Origin of the sequence: Rubrivivax soli (genome assembly GCF_049810355.1) — a bacterium.
Taxonomy (GTDB): Bacteria; Pseudomonadota; Gammaproteobacteria; order Burkholderiales; family Burkholderiaceae_C; genus Rubrivivax.
In genome coordinates this window covers 2,403,934-2,418,570 of sequence record NZ_CP187368.1, presented here as the reverse complement: position 1 = coordinate 2,418,570, position 14,637 = coordinate 2,403,934, and the positions used below count along the sequence as shown (strand labels likewise).

Below are 14,637 nucleotides of genomic sequence, written 5' to 3'. Positions count from 1 at the left end.
CGGATTCATGCGTGTCTGTCTCGTGCCGCCGTGGTTCAGCGAATGACCTTGCCGATGACCTCGACCAGCTTGGCCGGGTCGAAGGGCTTGACCAGCCAGCCGGTGGCGCCCGCGGCGCGGCCGGCCTGCTTCATCTGGTCGCTGCTCTCGGTGGTCAGGATCAGGATCGGCGTGCTCTTGAACTTGGGGTTCTCGCGCAGCTTCTTCGTCAGGCTGATGCCATCCATGCGCGGCATGTTCTGGTCGGTCAGCACCAGGTTGAAGTCGCGGCTGTTCGCCTTCTCGAAGGCGTCCTGGCCATCGACGGCCTCGACGACGTTGAAACCGGCGTTCTTCAGCGTGAAGGACACCATCTGGCGCATCGACGCGCTGTCATCTACGGCAAGGATGGAATGCATGGCGGTTTTCTCTCGGGGGGTTCTGTCGATCTGGCGGGCAGTGCGCAAGGGCGGGGTCAGAAGAGCTCGATGGAGCCGGCGTCCATCTCGTCCTGCGTCACGGGGTTCGGGCGCAGGGGCATCTCTTCGATCAGGGCTTCGCCGTCTTCGTCGTCGTCGCCCATCGTGTCGCGCGCAATGCGGTCGGCGCAGTTGCGCAGGCGCCTGGTCGTGTGGTGCACGAGCTGCGACGCCATGTCCTGGAACTGCATCGCCGTGATCGCGCCGGCCATGTGCTCCATGGCCGCGTGCAGCTTGGCCGCGTCGACGTCGCTGGCCGCGGCGCTGCCGTGCAGCAGCTGCTTGAGCTCGCCGGTGGCGCCGTAGAAGTGGCCCAGCAGCGCGTCGCAGGCATCGGTCAACAGCCGTTGCAGGCGGTCGAGGTCGTTGCTGGCCACCATCAGGTGGTCCTGCAGATCGGCCGCCGCCAGCAGGGGCATGCCTCCCCCTGGGTCGGTGTTGTGCGCTTCCTGGGTCAGCATCGGTGCTTCCGGGTTGGTTTGTGTTGTCGGACCGTGGCCGTGGCGGCGGGGGCGAACAGACATCGGACCCGCCCGCCGGGCCTGCCTTCAGAATCATTGTCGGCAGCTGGCGGGCAAACATTGAGTCGATCACGCGCGCTTTCCGACCTCATTTCTGGCTGGAGGCAGGCATTGCGCCACACTGCGCCATACTTCCGGCCATGAGCGGATCCTCCGCGCCCGTGCGGCTGCTGCACCTCGAAGACGCCGAGCCCGACCACGCGCTGGCGATGGCGCAGCTGCGTCGCGCCGGCCTGGTGGTGGACGCCACGCACATCGACTCCCGCGCCGAGTTCGAGCGTGCGCTGGGCGAGCGCTGGGACGTGATCCTGTCCGACTTCAACCTGCCCGGCTTTTCCGGCCTGGAGGCGCTGCGCATGCTGCGCGCGGCCGATGCGCTGACGCCCTTCATCCTGGTGTCGGGCGAGATCGGCGAGGACACGGCCGTCGAGGCCATGCGCAATGGCGCCTCCGACTACCTGCTGAAGAACAACCTGGCGCGGCTGGCGCCGGCGGTGGAGCACGCCATCGCCGCCAGCCAGACGATGGCGGCGCGGCTGAAGGCCGACCGCGAGCTGCAGGCGTCGAAGCTGCGGCTGTCGGAGCTGGCGCAGCACCTGCAGACCAGCGTCGAGACCGAGCGCCACGCCATCGCGCGCGAGATCCACGACGACGTCGGCGGCTCGCTCACGGCGCTGAAGTTCGAGCTCGACTGGGTGCGCAAGCGCGTCACCGACCCCGAGGTGCTGCTGCGCCTGCAGTCGGCGCAGGACATCGTCACCCACGCCATCGAGGCCAGCCAGCGCATCATGCACAACCTGCGCCCGGCGATCCTGGAGCAGGGCCTGGTGGCGGCGCTGCAGTGGATGGCCAGCCGCTTCGAGAAGCGCAGCGGCATCGTCTGCGCCTTCCGCACCAGCCACGACAAGCTCGTGCTGCCCGCCGGCGTGCCGCTGGTGGCCTACCGCACGGCCCAGGAAGCGCTCACGAACGTGAGCAAACACTCCGGTGCCACCCGCGTAGGCATCGATCTGTCCCTCACGGGCGGTGTGCTGTCGCTGGAGGTCAGCGACGACGGCCGCGGCCTGTCGCGCGAAGACCTGGCCAAGGCGCAGAGCTTCGGCATCCGCGGCCTGAAGGAGCGTGCGCTCACGGTCGGCGGCTGGGTCGACCTCAGCAGCGGCCCGCGCGGCACGACGCTGATCCTGTCGGTGCCGCTCGACGACGACCCGCAGGCCCCGGCCGACGGCGCCGACGACGACGGCGCGGCCGACGACGACCGGCAGCACGATCCGTCGGCCTGGGCTTCCCTCTAGCAACCCGCAGCGCCAGCGAGGACGAACCAGCCATGATCCAGGTGATGCTGTGCGACGACCACGCGCTGATCCGGCGCGGCATCCGCGACACGCTGGCCGACGCGCCCGACATCCAGGTCGTCGGCGAGGCCGGCGACTACGGCGAGCTGCGCGCGCTGATGCGCAACACCGCCTGCGACGTGCTGGTGCTCGACATCAACCTGCCCGGCCGCAGCGGCCTGGACGCGCTGCACGCCCTGAAGGACGAAGGCTCGCCGGTGAAGGTGCTGGTGGTCAGCATGTACCCGGAGGACCAGTACGCGATCCGCGCGCTGCGCGCCGGCGCCTTCGGCTACGTCAACAAGGGCGGCGACCCGCAGATCCTGGTGCAGGCCGTCCGCACGGTGGCGCAGGGGCGCAAGTACGTCACGCCCGAGATCGCGCAGATGCTGGTCGAGAGCCTGACCGCGCCGGCGATGGAGAGCCCGCACCAGAAGCTGAGCGACCGCGAGCTGCAGACCCTGGTGATGATCGCCAGCGGCAAGCGCCTGGCCGACATCGCCGAGGAGCTGATGCTCAGCCCCAAGACCGTGTCGGTGTACCGCGCACGCGTGCTGGAGAAGCTGCAGCTCACGAACAACTCGGAGATGACGGTCTACGCCATCCGCAACGGGCTGGTCGGCGAGTGAGGCCGCGGGTTCCCGGAGGGCGCCCGTGATCGCCCTGGACGACGCCCACGCCGCGCGGCACGCCGGCGCCGACCTGCTGTCGCTGGCGCTGATCGACACCCGCAACGAGGTGCTGCGCTGGCTGGCGCTGTTCGAGGCGCACGGCGCGCTGCAGGCCGGTGCCGGCGGCAGCACGCCGCTGTGGCTGGCCGCGCACGGCGGCTGGTACCAGGACTACTGGATCGCACGCCATGTGCAGCGCCAGCGCGGCGACACCGCCGAGCCCGGCGCGCTGCACCTGCCGCCGGCCGACGCCGCCGTCGAGGCCTGGATCTGCGGTGCCGACATCCCGCCGGGTCCGCAACGGCTGCGCCAGTGGCTGTCCGAGACGCTGGAACGCACGCTCGAGCTGCTGCCCAATGCCGCGATGGCTGCCGCGCGGGGTGCCGACGCCGACGCCGCGCTGCACTACTTCCGCCTGGCCTTGCGCCACGAGGACCGCATCGCCGAGACGCTGGCCGAGCGCGCCATCGAGCTGCAGCTGCCCGCCGGCGACCTGCTGCCGCCGATGCCGCTGCGCCCGGCGCGCGACCCGCTGTGGCAGCCGGCGCAGACCGTGCTGCTGGGTTCGCCGCCCGGCGGCACCGTGCCCGAGAACGAACGCTGGGCGCATGCGGTGGCCGTGCCCGCCTTCGAGATCGACGCCCAGGCCGTGAGCTGGGCGCAGTACATCGAGTTCGCCGAAGACGGCGGCTACGACCGGCGCGCGTTCTGGACCGAACCCGGCTGGGCCTGGCTGCAGGCGGCGCAGACGGCCGAGGGCCGGCGCGCGCCGCGCCACGTCGAGCAGCTGCGCGGCGCCGTCTACGTGCAGCGCCAGGGCCAGATGCAGCGGGTGGCCGCCGGCCAGCCGGTGCTGCACGTCAGCCGCTTCGAGGCCGAGGCCTGGTGCCGCTGGGCCGGCCGCCGCCTGCCCACCGAACCCGAGTGGGTGGCCGCAGCCCAGGGCGGCGCCAGCCGCGGCTTCGTCTGGGGCGACGTCTTCGAATGGGTCGGCGGCAGCGCCCGCGCCTGGCCCGGCTACAGCGCCGCCCCGGGTGCGCTCGACGCGCTGCCCGGCGCCGGCAGCGTCGTGCACGGCGTGCTGAAAGGCGCGTCGTGGATGACCCGGCCGCGCGCCCGGCATGTGCAGGCGCGCCGCTTCGCGCCGCCGTCGCGCGATACGATGCTCTGCGGCTTCCGCAGCTGCGCCCTCTAGAACACGAGACACCGCCCGATGACTTCCATCCAACTTCATGTGAACGGCACCGCCGTGCAGGCCGACGCCGAGCCTGCGACCCTGCTGGTCGACCTGCTGCGCGGCCCGCTGGGCCTGACCGGCACCCACGTCGGCTGCGACACCAGCCAGTGCGGCGCCTGCACCGTGCTGCTGGACGGCCGGGCCGTGAAGAGCTGCACCGTGCTCGCCGTGCAGGCCGCCGGCCGCAGCGTGACCACGGTCGAGGGCCTGGCCGCACCCGGCGGCGCGCTGCATCCGGTGCAGGACGCCTTCATCGCCTGCCACGGCCTGCAATGCGGCTTCTGCACGCCGGGCATGATGATGACCGCCACCTGCCTGCTGCAGCACAACCCGGACCCGAGCGACGACGAGGTCGCGCACGCGCTCGAAGGCAACCTGTGCCGCTGCACCGGCTACGTCAACATCGTGGCCGCCGTGCAGGTGGCGGCGAAGACCCTGCGCACGCAGCAGGCCGGGGAGGCCGCATGAACGCGCCGCTCGAGACCCAGCGCTTCGGCAGCGGCCACAGCGTGCGCCGCATCGAGGACCCGGCCCTGGTGCAGGGCCAGGGTCGCTTCACCGACGACGTCAACCCCGCCGGCCAGACCTTCCTGCGCTTCGTGCGCTCGAGCGCCGCGCACGCGAAGCTGCTGTCCATCGACACCGCGGCGGCGCGCGCGCTGCCCGGCGTGGTGGCGGTCTACACCGGCGCCGACCTGGTGGCCGCGGGCGTCAAGCCGATGCTGCTGCCGCCGGCCTTCAAGCGCCCCGACGGCCAGCCGATGACCTCGGCGCCCAAGCGCCCGCTGGCGCTGGACGTGGTGCGCTACGTCGGCGAGCCGGTGGTGGCCATCGTCGCCACCAGCCGCGAGGCTGCGCGTGCCGCGGCCGACGCCGTGCTGGTGGAGGTCGAGACGCTGCCCGCGGTGGTCGACGCGCAGAGCGCGATGGCACCCGGCGCGCCGCTGCTGTGCGAGGGCGTCGAGCGCAACATCGTCGCCCAGGCCCGCCACGGCGACGCCGCCGCGGTCGACGCCGCGTTCGCGCGTGCCGCGCACCGCGTGCAGCTCGACCTGGTGAACCAGCGCCTGGCCGCCAGCCCGATGGAGCCGCGCAGCGTGCTCGCGTCGTTCGACGACGGCCGCCTCACGGTGCGGCTGTCGAGCCAGATGCCGACCGCCGTGCGCGCCGGCATCGTCGACGCCATCCCCGGCCTGAGCACCGAGACCGTGCGCGTGGTGGTGGGCGACGTCGGCGGCGGCTTCGGCATGAAGACCGGCATCTACCCGGAAGACGTGATGGTGGCCTTCGCGGCCAAGGACCTGCAGCGCCCGGTGAAGTGGCAGGCCGAGCGCGTGGAGGACTTCCTCAGCGCCGCCGCCGGCCGCGACCTGCTGAGCCACGCCGAGATGGCGCTCGACGCCGACGGCCGCGTGCTCGCGCTGCGCATCCGCTCGCTCGCCAACGTGGGCGCCTACCCCAGCACCACCGGCATCGCGATCCAGCTGCTGATCGGCCCCTGGGTCACGACCAGCATCTACGACATCCCGCTGGTCGACCTGCACCTGACCGCGGTGCTCACGCACACCGCCGCCACCGGCGCCTACCGCGGCGCCGGCCGGCCCGAGGCCATCTACACCACCGAGCGGCTGTTCGACGCCGCCGCGCGCGCGATGCAGATCGACCCGGCCGAGCTGCGCCGGCGCAACATGATCCGGCGCGAGCAGTTCCCGTACAAGAACGCGATGGGCCAGGTCTACGACGACGGCGCATTCGCGCAGGTGCTCGACCAGGGCCTGGCGCTGGCCGACTGGGGCGGCTTCGCGGCGCGCCGCGCGGCGTCGCAGGCGCGCGGCCGGCTGCGCGGGCGCGGCATCGCCACCTTCCTCGAATGGACCAGCGGCAACTCGTTCGAGGAATCGGTGCAGGTGAACGTCACGGCCGACGGCTACATCGAGCTGACCTCGGCCACGATGCCGATGGGCCAGGGCATCGCCACCAGCTACGTGCAGCTGGCGCACGACATCTTCGGCGTGCCGCTGGAGAAGATCCGCGTGCTGCAGGGCGACACCGACCGCGCCAACGGCTTCGGCAGCGCCGGCAGCCGCTCGCTGTTCACCGGCGGTGCGGCCGTGCGCGTGGCCTCCGAGCGCACGGTCGAACAAGGCCGGCAGCTCGCCGCCGACGCGCTGGAGGCGCCGGCCGCCGACATCGAGTACCGCGCCGGCCGCTTCAGCGTCGCCGGCACCGACCTCGGCATCGGCCTGTTCGAGCTGGCGGCGCGGCAGCCGCAGGCGCGCATCGTCGCCGACGGCACGGCCAAGGCCGGCGCGCCCAGCTGGCCCAACGGCTGCCACATCGCCGAGGTCGAGATCGACCCCGCCACCGGCAGCGTCGAGGTCGTGGCCTACGCCTCGGTGAACGACATCGGGCGCGTCGTCAGCCCGAACATCGTGCAGGGCCAGATCGAGGGCGGCGCGGTGCAGGGCATCGGGCAGGCGCTGTGCGAGCGCGTGGCCTACGACCCCGACAGCGGCCAGCTGCTGAGCGCCAGCTACATGGACTACGCGCTGCCGCACGCCGACGGCTTCCGCGGCTTCAAGACCGTGTTCGACCAGAGCGTGCCCTGCAAGACCAACCTGCTGGGCGCCAAGGGCGTGGGCGAGCTGGGCACCATCGGGGCCACGCCCGCGGTGGTGAACGCGGTGGTCGACGCGCTCGACGCGGCCGGCCTGGGCCGCGATGCCGAACGCGTGCAGATGCCGCTGACCAGCGAGACCGTCTGGCGCGCGCTGCAGCGCGATTTCGGCCCGCCGGTGTTCCGCGCTTGAGCGGCGACGCGCGTCAGGCGGGCTTCTGGCCCGGCTGCGGCTGGTCCGCGCTGGGCGCCGGCGAAGGCGGCGCGCTGCTGCCCACGCCCGCGTTCTGGCGCACGGTGCTGGCGCGGTCCGAGCTGGCGCCGGTGGACGCGTCCTGCCAGAGCGAACGCGCGCTGCATGCCGCGCTGCTCGACGACCCGCTGCGCGCCGTGCCGCCCGAGCGCCTGGCGCGGCTGCAGGACGCCGACGCGCGCGACAACTACGGCGTCTTCCTCGCCTTCCGCGACCGCCTGCAGGCCGCCGGCAGCGTGCAGGCCTGCTACCGCGGCCTGTTCGTGCAGCCCGGCCCGGTGCCGGTGGCGCCGGTGTTCGTGGACCTGCTGGCGCAGCTGGTGTTGCGCCAGCTGCTGGACGAGGTCGACGACGCGTTCCAGGCCCGCGCGGCCGAGCTGCTGTTCCGCACCCAGCGCGTGACGCAGCACGACGGCCGCGTGCTCGCCGGCGACCGCGACACGCTCGACCAGCGCCATGCCACCGCCGGGCTGGGCGAACTCGGCCGGCTGCTGCAGCAGGCCGGCGCGCCGCTGAAGGCGCTGGACATCCCGGTGCTCGCGCCCGACAACGCCGCCGACTACTGGCGCGACGGTGACCGCCACCGCTTCCTGCTCGACCTGACGCACGAGATCCGGCGCGACGTGGGGCACGGCGTGCAGTTCACGCTCACCAACGCCCACAGCGGGCTGCAGGCGCTGTCGCGCGTGCTCGAGCGCTGGGTGCTGCACCTGCTGGGCGTGCAGGTGCGCGTGCAGCCGGTGCAGCAGATCGACGACGCGCACTGGCGCTGGCACCTGGGCCTGGATGCCGAGGCCACGGCGCTGTTGAACGACCTGTACGAGGACCGGCCGGTCGACGCCGAACGGCGCCGGCGCCTGCTGAGCCTGTTCCGGCTGGACTTCGCCGATGCCGCCGAGATGCGCCCCGACGTCGCCGGCCGCCCGGTCTACCTGGGCATGGCCACCACGGCCGACGGCCTGCTGCGGCTGAAGCCGCAGAACCTGCTGCTCAATCTGCCGCTGCGGGCAACGGTGTGAAGAGGCCGGCCTCGACCTCGCGGTCGGTGGCCTGCACCAGCAGCGGCGCGTGGCGGCGCGGCGGCGGCGGGCGCTGCGGCGCCGGTGGCAGCGTCAGCGCGCTCTGCGAGATCTGCGTCAGGGCCTCGCCCACCGTCTCGGTGCTGCGCCGCGCCTCCCACTGCAGCAGCGCGTCGGCCGCCATCGGGCGCGCGAACAGGTAGCCCTGCAGCTCGTCGCAGCCCAGCGCCACCAGGATGCGGCGCTGGCCGTCGGTCTCGACACCTTCGGCCACCACGCGCAGCCCCAGCGCGTGCGCCATCGCCAGGATCGCCTGCACGATGGCGCGGTCGTCGGCGCTGGTCTCCAGCTCGCGCACGAAGCTGCGGTCGATCTTCAGCTGCCGCGCCGGCAGCCGCCGCAGGTAGCTGAGCGACGAGTACTCGGTCCCGAAGTCGTCGATGGCCAGGAACACGCCGATGCGCAGCAGCTCGTCGAAGGCCTGGCGGCACTGGCGCACGTCGTCCATCGCGGCCGACTCCGTCACCTCGCACAGCAGGTCCGACGGCGCGATGCCGTGGCGCTGCAGTGCGGCTTCCACGCGCTGCGGCAGGTCGCCCTGGCGCAGCTGGTGCACCGACAGGTTCACCGCCACGCGCCGCGGCCAGCCGGCGGCGGCCCAGGCGGCCATCTGGCGGCAGGCTTCCTCGATCACCCAGTCGCCGAGGGCGCTGATGAGGCCGAAACGTTCGGCCAGCGGGATGAACACCGCCGGGCTGATGGCGCCACGCTGCGGGTGCTGCCAGCGCAGCAGCGCCTCGACGCCGGTGATGTCGCCGCTCTGCGCGTCGATCTTCGGCTGGTAGTGCAGCTGCAGCTGCGCCTGGCCGGCCTCGATGGCGCAGCGCAGGTCGTTCTGCAGGCTCAGCTGCTCCAGCGCACCGGCGTCCATGTGCGGCTCGAACAGCGCCCAGCCGCCGCCGCCGGCCTGCTTGGCCGCGTACATCGCGGCGTCGGCGTGGGCCAGCAGCTTGGCCGCGGCGCCGTCGTCGGGGTAGATGACGATGCCCACCGACGCCGACAGGCTGAACGTGCGCCCGCTCACGTGGAACGGCGCGCCCAGCCGCTCGACGATGCGCAGCGCCAGCGCCACGCAGTCGTCGGCACCGCTGGTCTGCGGGCGCAGCAGCACGAACTCGTCGCCGCCCACGCGCGCGGCGACGTCGCCTTCGGCCGCCACGCCGCGCAGCCGGGCCGCGGCCTCGCGCAGCACCAGGTCGCCCTGGGCGTGGCCGAGCGAGTCGTTGACCGGCTTGAAGCCGTCGAGGTCGACGAACAGCACCGCAAGCCGGCCATCGTGCCCGTGCGCGTCGCAGGCCGCCACCGCGTGGGCCAGCCGGTCCTCGAACAGCAGGCGGTTCGGCAGCTCGGTCAGCGGGTCGCGGAAGGCCAGCGTGCGCAGCTCGGCGTTGGCGGTCTTCAGCTGGGCGTTGGCGGCCTGCAACGACGCCGCCAGGCGCGCGCTGCGGCGGCGCAGCCGGCCGTCGAGCATCGACGTGAACAGCGTCACCGCCAGCAGCCCTGCCGAGGCCAGCACCACGACGCCGCCCAGGCTCTGCGTTGCCAGCGCGTCGGTGCTCAGGCACACCGCGTCGGCCGGAAAGCCGGCGGCGGCCATGCCGGTGTAGTGCATGCCGCAGATGGCCAGGCCCATCAGCAGCGCCGCGCCGCTCTGCACCAGCATGCGGCCGCGCACGGCGGGCCGCCGCAGCCAGTGGAAGATGCCCAGCGCCGCGGCCGAGGCGAGCACGGCCACGGCGGCCGAGGCGGCCACCAGCCCCGGGTCCCACACGATGCCCGGCGCCAGCGGGATGGCCGCCATGCCCGCGTAGTGCATGACGCAGATGCCGCCGCCGATGGCCAGCGCGCCGGCCGCCAGCCGCGGCAGGCCCAGCGCGTTGTGGCGCGTGATGACCAGCGCCAGGCCGGCGCTGGCCACGGCCGCCAGCCACGACAGCACGGTCAGCCCCAGCGTGTAGCCCAGCGTGATGGGCAGCGTGAAGGCCATCATGCCGATGAAGTGCATCGACCAGATGCCCGACCCCATCGCCAGCGAGCCGCCGACCAGCCAGGCCATCGCCACCTGCGGCTCTTCGCTGCGCACGCGCCGCGCCAGGTCCATCGCGACGAAGGACGCCAGCGTGGCGATCAGCAACGAGGCCATCACCAGCAGCGGGTCGTAGCGGGGTGTGAAGAAATCCACGAACGGCGGGCCGGGGCCCCGAAGGAGATTGCGAATTCTTCAAATATCGGCCGCCGGGCGCCTGGCTTGAGTGCCGTCAAGCCGTGGCGCCGGGCGCGTGCCGCCGGCGGTGCGGCGTCAGCGCGGGGGCGGCCCGCCGGCCAGCACCTGCGCCAGCTGCTCCAGGCTCGCCAGGTTGTGCGCCGGCAGGAAGCGGTCCACGTGCGGCAGCATGGCCTTGATGCCGCCGGCGCGCGGCTCGAAGGCGTCGAAGCGCAGCAGCGGGTTCAGCCAGATCAGCCGCCGGCAGCTCTTGTGCAGGCGCTCCATCTCGAAGCTGAGCTCGCCGGTGTGGCCGTGCTCCAGCCCGTCGGTGATCAGCAGCACGGTGGCGCGGCTGTTCAGCACGCGCCGCGCCCAGACGCGGTTGAACTGGCGCAGGCACTCGCTGATGCGCGTGCCGCCCGACCAGTCCTCCACGTCGCGCACCACGCGCCCCACCGCGATGTCGGGGTCGCGCTGGCGCAGCGCGCGCGTGGTGCGCGTGAGCCGCGTGCCGAAGACGAAGCTCTCCACACGCGCGTCGGCATGGCCCAGCGCGTGCGTGAAGTGCAGCAGCATGCGCGAGTAGCGGCTCATCGAGCCCGAGATGTCGGCCAGCACCACCAGCGGCGCCGGGCGCACGTGCGGCCGGCGCCAGCGCATGTCCCACAGCTCGCCGCCCTGGCGCGCCATGGCCTGCAGCGTGGCGCGGCCGTCGGGCCGCCCGGGGTGCAGCGCGCGCACTTGGCGGCGCGAGGGCAGGGGCTCGAACAGCACCGCCAGCCGCTTCAGCAGCTGCAGCGCGGCGCGCCACTCGTCGGCCGTCATGGTCTCGAAGTCGGCCTTGCGCAGCACTTCCTGGTCGTTGAAGGTGAGCTGCGCGTCGACCTGCAGTTCCTCGGGCGGCGGCGGCTGCTGCGGCGCCTGCGGCTGGTGCGGGAACAGCGCCTCGCCCAGCCGGCGGTTCTCGGGCGGCGGCGGGGCCGCGTTCTCCTTGGCCTGCACGCGCGGCAGCAGCATGGCCATCATGCGGCCGGCCAGGTCGGGGTCGCGCCAGAACAGGTGGAAGGCCTGCTCGAACAGCTCGATGTGCTCGACGCGGTCGATGAAGCACGCCGCCAGCGTGTCGTGGAAGTCGTGCCGGCTCTGCAGCCCCGCCACCTGCAGCGCGGTCAGCGCGAGCTGGATGCGGTCGGTGCCCAGCGGCAGCCCGGCCTGCCGCAGCACGCGGCCGAAGTGCATCACGTTCTCGGCCAGGTGGCCGGGCAGGCTGTCGGGCGCGCGCAGCATGGTCAGCCGTTGGCTGCGCGCTGCACCTGTTCGAGGATGCGCGCGGCCTCCGAGCCCTGCACCTTGCCGATGTCGTCCTGGTATTTCAGCAGCACGCCGAGCGTGTCGTTGATGGTCTGCGGGTCCAGCACGATGGCGTCCAGCTCCATCAGCGCGCGGGTCCACTCGATGGTCTCGGCGATGCCGGGCAGCTTGTAGAGCTCGATCTCGCGCAGCCGCTGCACGAAGGCGACGATCTGCGCCGCCAGTGCCTTCGGTGCACCCGGCACGCGCCGCGCCAGGATCTCGGCCTCGCGCTGCGCGTCGGGGAAACCGACCCAGTGGTACAGGCAGCGGCGCTTGACGGCATCGTGGATCTCGCGCGTGCGGTTGCTGGTGAGCACCACGATGGGCGGCTCCTTGGCCTTCACGGTGCCGTACTCGGGGATCGTGATCTGGAAGTCGCTCAGCACCTCCAGCAGGAAGGCCTCGAAGGGTTCATCGGCGCGGTCGAGCTCGTCGATCAGCAGCACCGGCGGCACGGGTTGCGCGGGGTCGATCGCCTGCAGCAGGGCACGGCGGATCAGGAAGCGGTCGCTGAAGAGTTCATCGGCGAGCGCGCTGCGGCTCTTGCCCGTGACGCCCGCGGCGCCGTCCGTCGACTCGGCCAGGCGGATCTCCAGCATCTGCCGCGCATAGTTCCACTCGTAGGCGGCACCGGCCAGGTCCAGCCCTTCGTGGCACTGCAGCCGGATCAGCGGCCGGCCCAGCATGGCCGCCAGCGTCTTGGCGATCTCGGTCTTGCCGGTGCCGGGCTCGCCTTCCAGGAACAGCGGGCGCTGCAGCTTCAGCGCCAGGAAGACGGTGGTGGCCAGCGCGCGCTCGGGCACGTAGTCCAGGGCCAGCAGGCGCTGGGCGGTGTCGTCGATGCTGGTGGGCAGGGTGTTCACGGCGTGCATTGTCGGGCGACCGGTGGTGCGGGTTCAGAGGCGGGGCTTGCGGCGCACGCCCAGCGTGCTGCGCAGTTCGGCGAGAAAGGTGCGTGCGGGCAGCGAGAGCTGGCGGTCGTGCCGCCACACCAGGTGCCACATGCGGCGGATCGGGAAGCCGGCCACCGGCAGCACCGTCAGGCCTTCGGTGGCGGGCTCGGCCGCCAGCGTGTGGCGCGACAGCACGGCCAGCCCGAGGCCGGCGCGCACCGCGTGCTTCAGCGCCTCGTTGCTGCCCAGCGCCATGCGCGGCGCCCAGGTGACGCTGCGCTCGGCCAGCAGGTTCTCCAGCGCCAGCCGCGTGCCCGAGCCGCTCTCGCGCGCGAGCAGCGGCTCGGCGCTGACCTGCGCCAGCGTCAGCCGGCGCCGCCCGGCCAGCGGGTGGCCCGCGGCGGCGACCACCACCAGCGGGTTCTCCAGGAACGGCCAGCGCTGCAGCGGCAGGTGCGGCGGCGGCATCATCATCGCCGCCAGTTCCACGCTGCCCGCGGCCAGCTGCGCCACCACGGCGTCGCGGTTCTCCACCGCCAGCTCGATGCGGATGCCGGGGTGCGCCCGCGCGAACGGGCCCAGCAGGTCGGGCAGGAAGTACTCGGTGGTGGTGACGGCCGCCAGGCGCAGCCGGCCGCTGCGCAGGCCCTGCAAAGCGGCCGCGTCGTCCTCGAAGCGCTGCCAGGCGGCGAACATCGCGCGCGCGGTCTCGGCCAGGCGCTCGCCCACGGCCGTGGGCACCAGGCCGCGGCCCTGCGCCTGCAGCAGCTGCTGCCCGGTGGCCGCGGCGAGCTCCTTGAGCTGCGTGCTGACGGTGGGCTGCGCCAGGTTCAGCGCCTGCGCGGCGCGGCCCACCGCACCCAGCCGCACGACGGCCTCGAAGCTGCGCAGCTGCACCAGGCTCGCGCGCGGCGCCCGGTCCAGCCCGGGCGGCGGGTCTTCTTGCATCGAAGGATCCGATCGAAAGCATCCGAAAACATCATTTTCGCGGATGCCGGCCGACAGGCAGCATCGCGCCCCATGCAGAGCTTCCTCGATCCCGCGATCCTGTTCTTCGTGTTCGGCCTGCTGGCCGGCGCCGTGCGCTCCAACCTCGAGATCCCGCCGGCGATCTCGCGCTTCCTGTCGCTGTACCTGCTGATGGCGCTGGGCCTGAAGGGCGGCTTCGCGCTGGCGAAGTCGGGGCTCACGGCCGAGGTGGCGCTGGGCCTGGGCTGCGCCATGCTGCTGGCGGTGGTGGTGCCCACGCTGGGCTGGTTCTGGCTGAAGCGGCGGCTCAACGGCTTCGACGCCGCGGCGCTGGCCGCGACCTACGGCTCGGTCAGCGCGGTGACCTTCATCACCGCGACGCAGCACCTGTCGCAGCAGGGCGTGGCCTTCGGCGGCCACATGGCCGCGGCGATGGCGCTGATGGAGTCGCCGGCCATCGTGATGGCCGTGCTGCTGGCCACGCTGGTGCGGCGCCGCCAGGGCACGGCGGCCGCGGCCGTCGGAGGAGGCGGGGCGGCTCAGCACACCGGCCTGCGCCAGGTGCTGCACGAGGCGCTGACCGACGGCGCGCAGCTGCTGCTGATCGGCGCGATGGTGGTGGGCCTGCTCACCGGCGAGAGCGGCGAGCGTGCGATGCAGCCGTTCACGGGCGAACTGTTCAAGGGCATGCTGGCGTTCTTCCTGCTCGACATGGGCCTGCTCGCCGCCCGCAACGCGCCGGCGCTGCGCGGGCTGCCCGCCTCGCTGCTGGGCTACGCGGTGCTCGGGCCGCTGCTGCACGCCAGCCTGGCGCTGGGCCTGGCGGTGCTGGTGGGGCTGCAAGCCGGTGACGCCGCGCTGCTGATGGTGCTGGCGGCCAGCGCCAGCTACATCGCCGTGCCCGCGGTGCTGCGCGAGGCCATCCCCGAGGCGCGGCCGACGCTGTATTTCGGCCTGTCGCTGGGGATGACGTTCCCGTTCAACATCCTGCTGGGCATTCCGCTGTACACGGCCGTGGCCCGGCAGGTGCTGGGCGGCTGAGGGCC

General features: G+C 73.0%; 13 protein-coding genes. 7 read left to right on the top strand and 6 right to left on the bottom strand.

What is annotated here, in order from left to right; genetic code table 11:
* Positions 1–35 precede the first annotated feature (35 nt).
* Positions 36–398 (bottom strand): response regulator, encoded by a 363-nt coding sequence (locus ACPOLB_RS10890; RefSeq protein WP_054139514.1) that lies wholly within the window; start codon positions 396–398, stop codon positions 36–38.
* A gap of 56 nt (positions 399–454) precedes the next feature.
* On the bottom strand, positions 455–919 hold the full coding sequence (locus ACPOLB_RS10885) for a hypothetical protein (RefSeq protein ID WP_425261384.1): 465 nt from the start codon (positions 917–919) through the stop codon (positions 455–457).
* 200 nt (positions 920–1,119) lie between these two features.
* On the opposite strand from ACPOLB_RS10885, the gene ACPOLB_RS10880 reads away from it, so the two are divergent.
* The 6 genes from ACPOLB_RS10880 to ACPOLB_RS10855 are packed head-to-tail and all read left to right on the top strand — an operon-like array spanning position 1,120 to position 8,110.
* The gene (locus tag ACPOLB_RS10880; RefSeq protein WP_425261383.1) at positions 1,120–2,274 is read left to right on the top strand and encodes a response regulator; all 1,155 of its coding nucleotides are present in this window, start codon (positions 1,120–1,122) and stop codon (positions 2,272–2,274) included.
* 32 nt (positions 2,275–2,306) lie between these two features.
* On the top strand, positions 2,307–2,942 hold the full coding sequence (locus ACPOLB_RS10875; RefSeq protein ID WP_425261382.1) for a response regulator: 636 nt from the start codon (positions 2,307–2,309) through the stop codon (positions 2,940–2,942).
* Between the two features lie 25 nt (positions 2,943–2,967).
* Positions 2,968–4,179 carry an SUMF1/EgtB/PvdO family nonheme iron enzyme gene (locus ACPOLB_RS10870; RefSeq protein WP_425261381.1) on the top strand — a complete coding sequence of 404 codons (1,212 nt, stop codon included), beginning with the start codon at positions 2,968–2,970 and terminating at the stop codon, positions 4,177–4,179.
* Positions 4,180–4,197: 18 nt separating this feature from the next.
* On the top strand, positions 4,198–4,689 hold the full coding sequence (locus ACPOLB_RS10865; RefSeq protein ID WP_425261380.1) for a (2Fe-2S)-binding protein: 492 nt from the start codon (positions 4,198–4,200) through the stop codon (positions 4,687–4,689).
* Entirely contained in the window at positions 4,686–7,031 is a 2,346-nt protein-coding gene (locus ACPOLB_RS10860) for a xanthine dehydrogenase family protein molybdopterin-binding subunit (protein WP_425261379.1), read from the top strand. The genes ACPOLB_RS10865 and ACPOLB_RS10860 overlap by 4 nt, the downstream gene beginning before the upstream one ends.
* The gene (locus ACPOLB_RS10855; RefSeq protein ID WP_425261378.1) at positions 7,028–8,110 is read left to right on the top strand and encodes a DUF6352 family protein; all 1,083 of its coding nucleotides are present in this window, start codon (positions 7,028–7,030) and stop codon (positions 8,108–8,110) included. Before ACPOLB_RS10860 ends, ACPOLB_RS10855 begins: the two co-directional genes overlap by 4 nt.
* On the opposite strand, the gene ACPOLB_RS10850 is transcribed toward ACPOLB_RS10855, so the two are convergent.
* The 4 genes from ACPOLB_RS10850 to ACPOLB_RS10835 form a co-directional block, all read right to left on the bottom strand.
* A complete protein-coding gene (locus ACPOLB_RS10850; RefSeq protein WP_425261377.1) occupies positions 8,082–10,352 on the bottom strand; it encodes a putative bifunctional diguanylate cyclase/phosphodiesterase in 2,271 nt (756 codons plus the stop codon). The two genes, ACPOLB_RS10855 and ACPOLB_RS10850, sit on opposite strands and share 29 nt — an antisense overlap.
* Positions 10,353–10,469: 117 nt before the next feature.
* Positions 10,470–11,663: a vWA domain-containing protein gene (locus ACPOLB_RS10845; RefSeq protein WP_425261376.1), complete on the bottom strand. Its 1,194-nt coding sequence runs from the start codon at positions 11,661–11,663 to the stop codon at positions 10,470–10,472.
* Between the two features lie 2 nt (positions 11,664–11,665).
* Positions 11,666–12,592 carry an AAA family ATPase gene (locus ACPOLB_RS10840; RefSeq protein ID WP_425261375.1) on the bottom strand — a complete coding sequence of 309 codons (927 nt, stop codon included), beginning with the start codon at positions 12,590–12,592 and terminating at the stop codon, positions 11,666–11,668.
* 33 nt (positions 12,593–12,625) lie between these two features.
* Positions 12,626–13,570, bottom strand: a complete 945-nt coding sequence (locus ACPOLB_RS10835) for a LysR family transcriptional regulator (RefSeq protein ID WP_425261374.1) — start codon at positions 13,568–13,570, stop codon at positions 12,626–12,628.
* 72 nt (positions 13,571–13,642) lie between these two features.
* Here ACPOLB_RS10835 and ACPOLB_RS10830 point away from each other — a divergent pair, with 72 nt between their 5' ends.
* The gene (locus ACPOLB_RS10830; RefSeq protein WP_425261373.1) at positions 13,643–14,632 is read left to right on the top strand and encodes a sodium-dependent bicarbonate transport family permease; all 990 of its coding nucleotides are present in this window, start codon (positions 13,643–13,645) and stop codon (positions 14,630–14,632) included.
* Positions 14,633–14,637 lie beyond the last annotated feature (5 nt).

Coding starts and splice junctions, on each gene's coding strand:
- ACPOLB_RS10830 (WP_425261373.1), top strand. CDS start 13,643: ATGCAGAGCTTCCTCGATCCCGCGATCCTGTTCTTCGTGTTCGGCCTG.
- ACPOLB_RS10860 (WP_425261379.1), top strand. CDS start 4,686: ATGAACGCGCCGCTCGAGACCCAGCGCTTCGGCAGCGGCCACAGCGTG.
- ACPOLB_RS10875 (WP_425261382.1), top strand. CDS start 2,307: ATGATCCAGGTGATGCTGTGCGACGACCACGCGCTGATCCGGCGCGGC.
- ACPOLB_RS10880 (WP_425261383.1), top strand. CDS start 1,120: ATGAGCGGATCCTCCGCGCCCGTGCGGCTGCTGCACCTCGAAGACGCC.
- ACPOLB_RS10835 (WP_425261374.1), bottom strand. CDS start 13,570: ATGCAAGAAGACCCGCCGCCCGGGCTGGACCGGGCGCCGCGCGCGAGC.
- ACPOLB_RS10845 (WP_425261376.1), bottom strand. CDS start 11,663: ATGCTGCGCGCGCCCGACAGCCTGCCCGGCCACCTGGCCGAGAACGTG.
- ACPOLB_RS10885 (WP_425261384.1), bottom strand. CDS start 919: ATGCTGACCCAGGAAGCGCACAACACCGACCCAGGGGGAGGCATGCCC.
- ACPOLB_RS10890 (WP_054139514.1), bottom strand. CDS start 398: ATGCATTCCATCCTTGCCGTAGATGACAGCGCGTCGATGCGCCAGATG.
- ACPOLB_RS10865 (WP_425261380.1), top strand. CDS start 4,198: ATGACTTCCATCCAACTTCATGTGAACGGCACCGCCGTGCAGGCCGAC.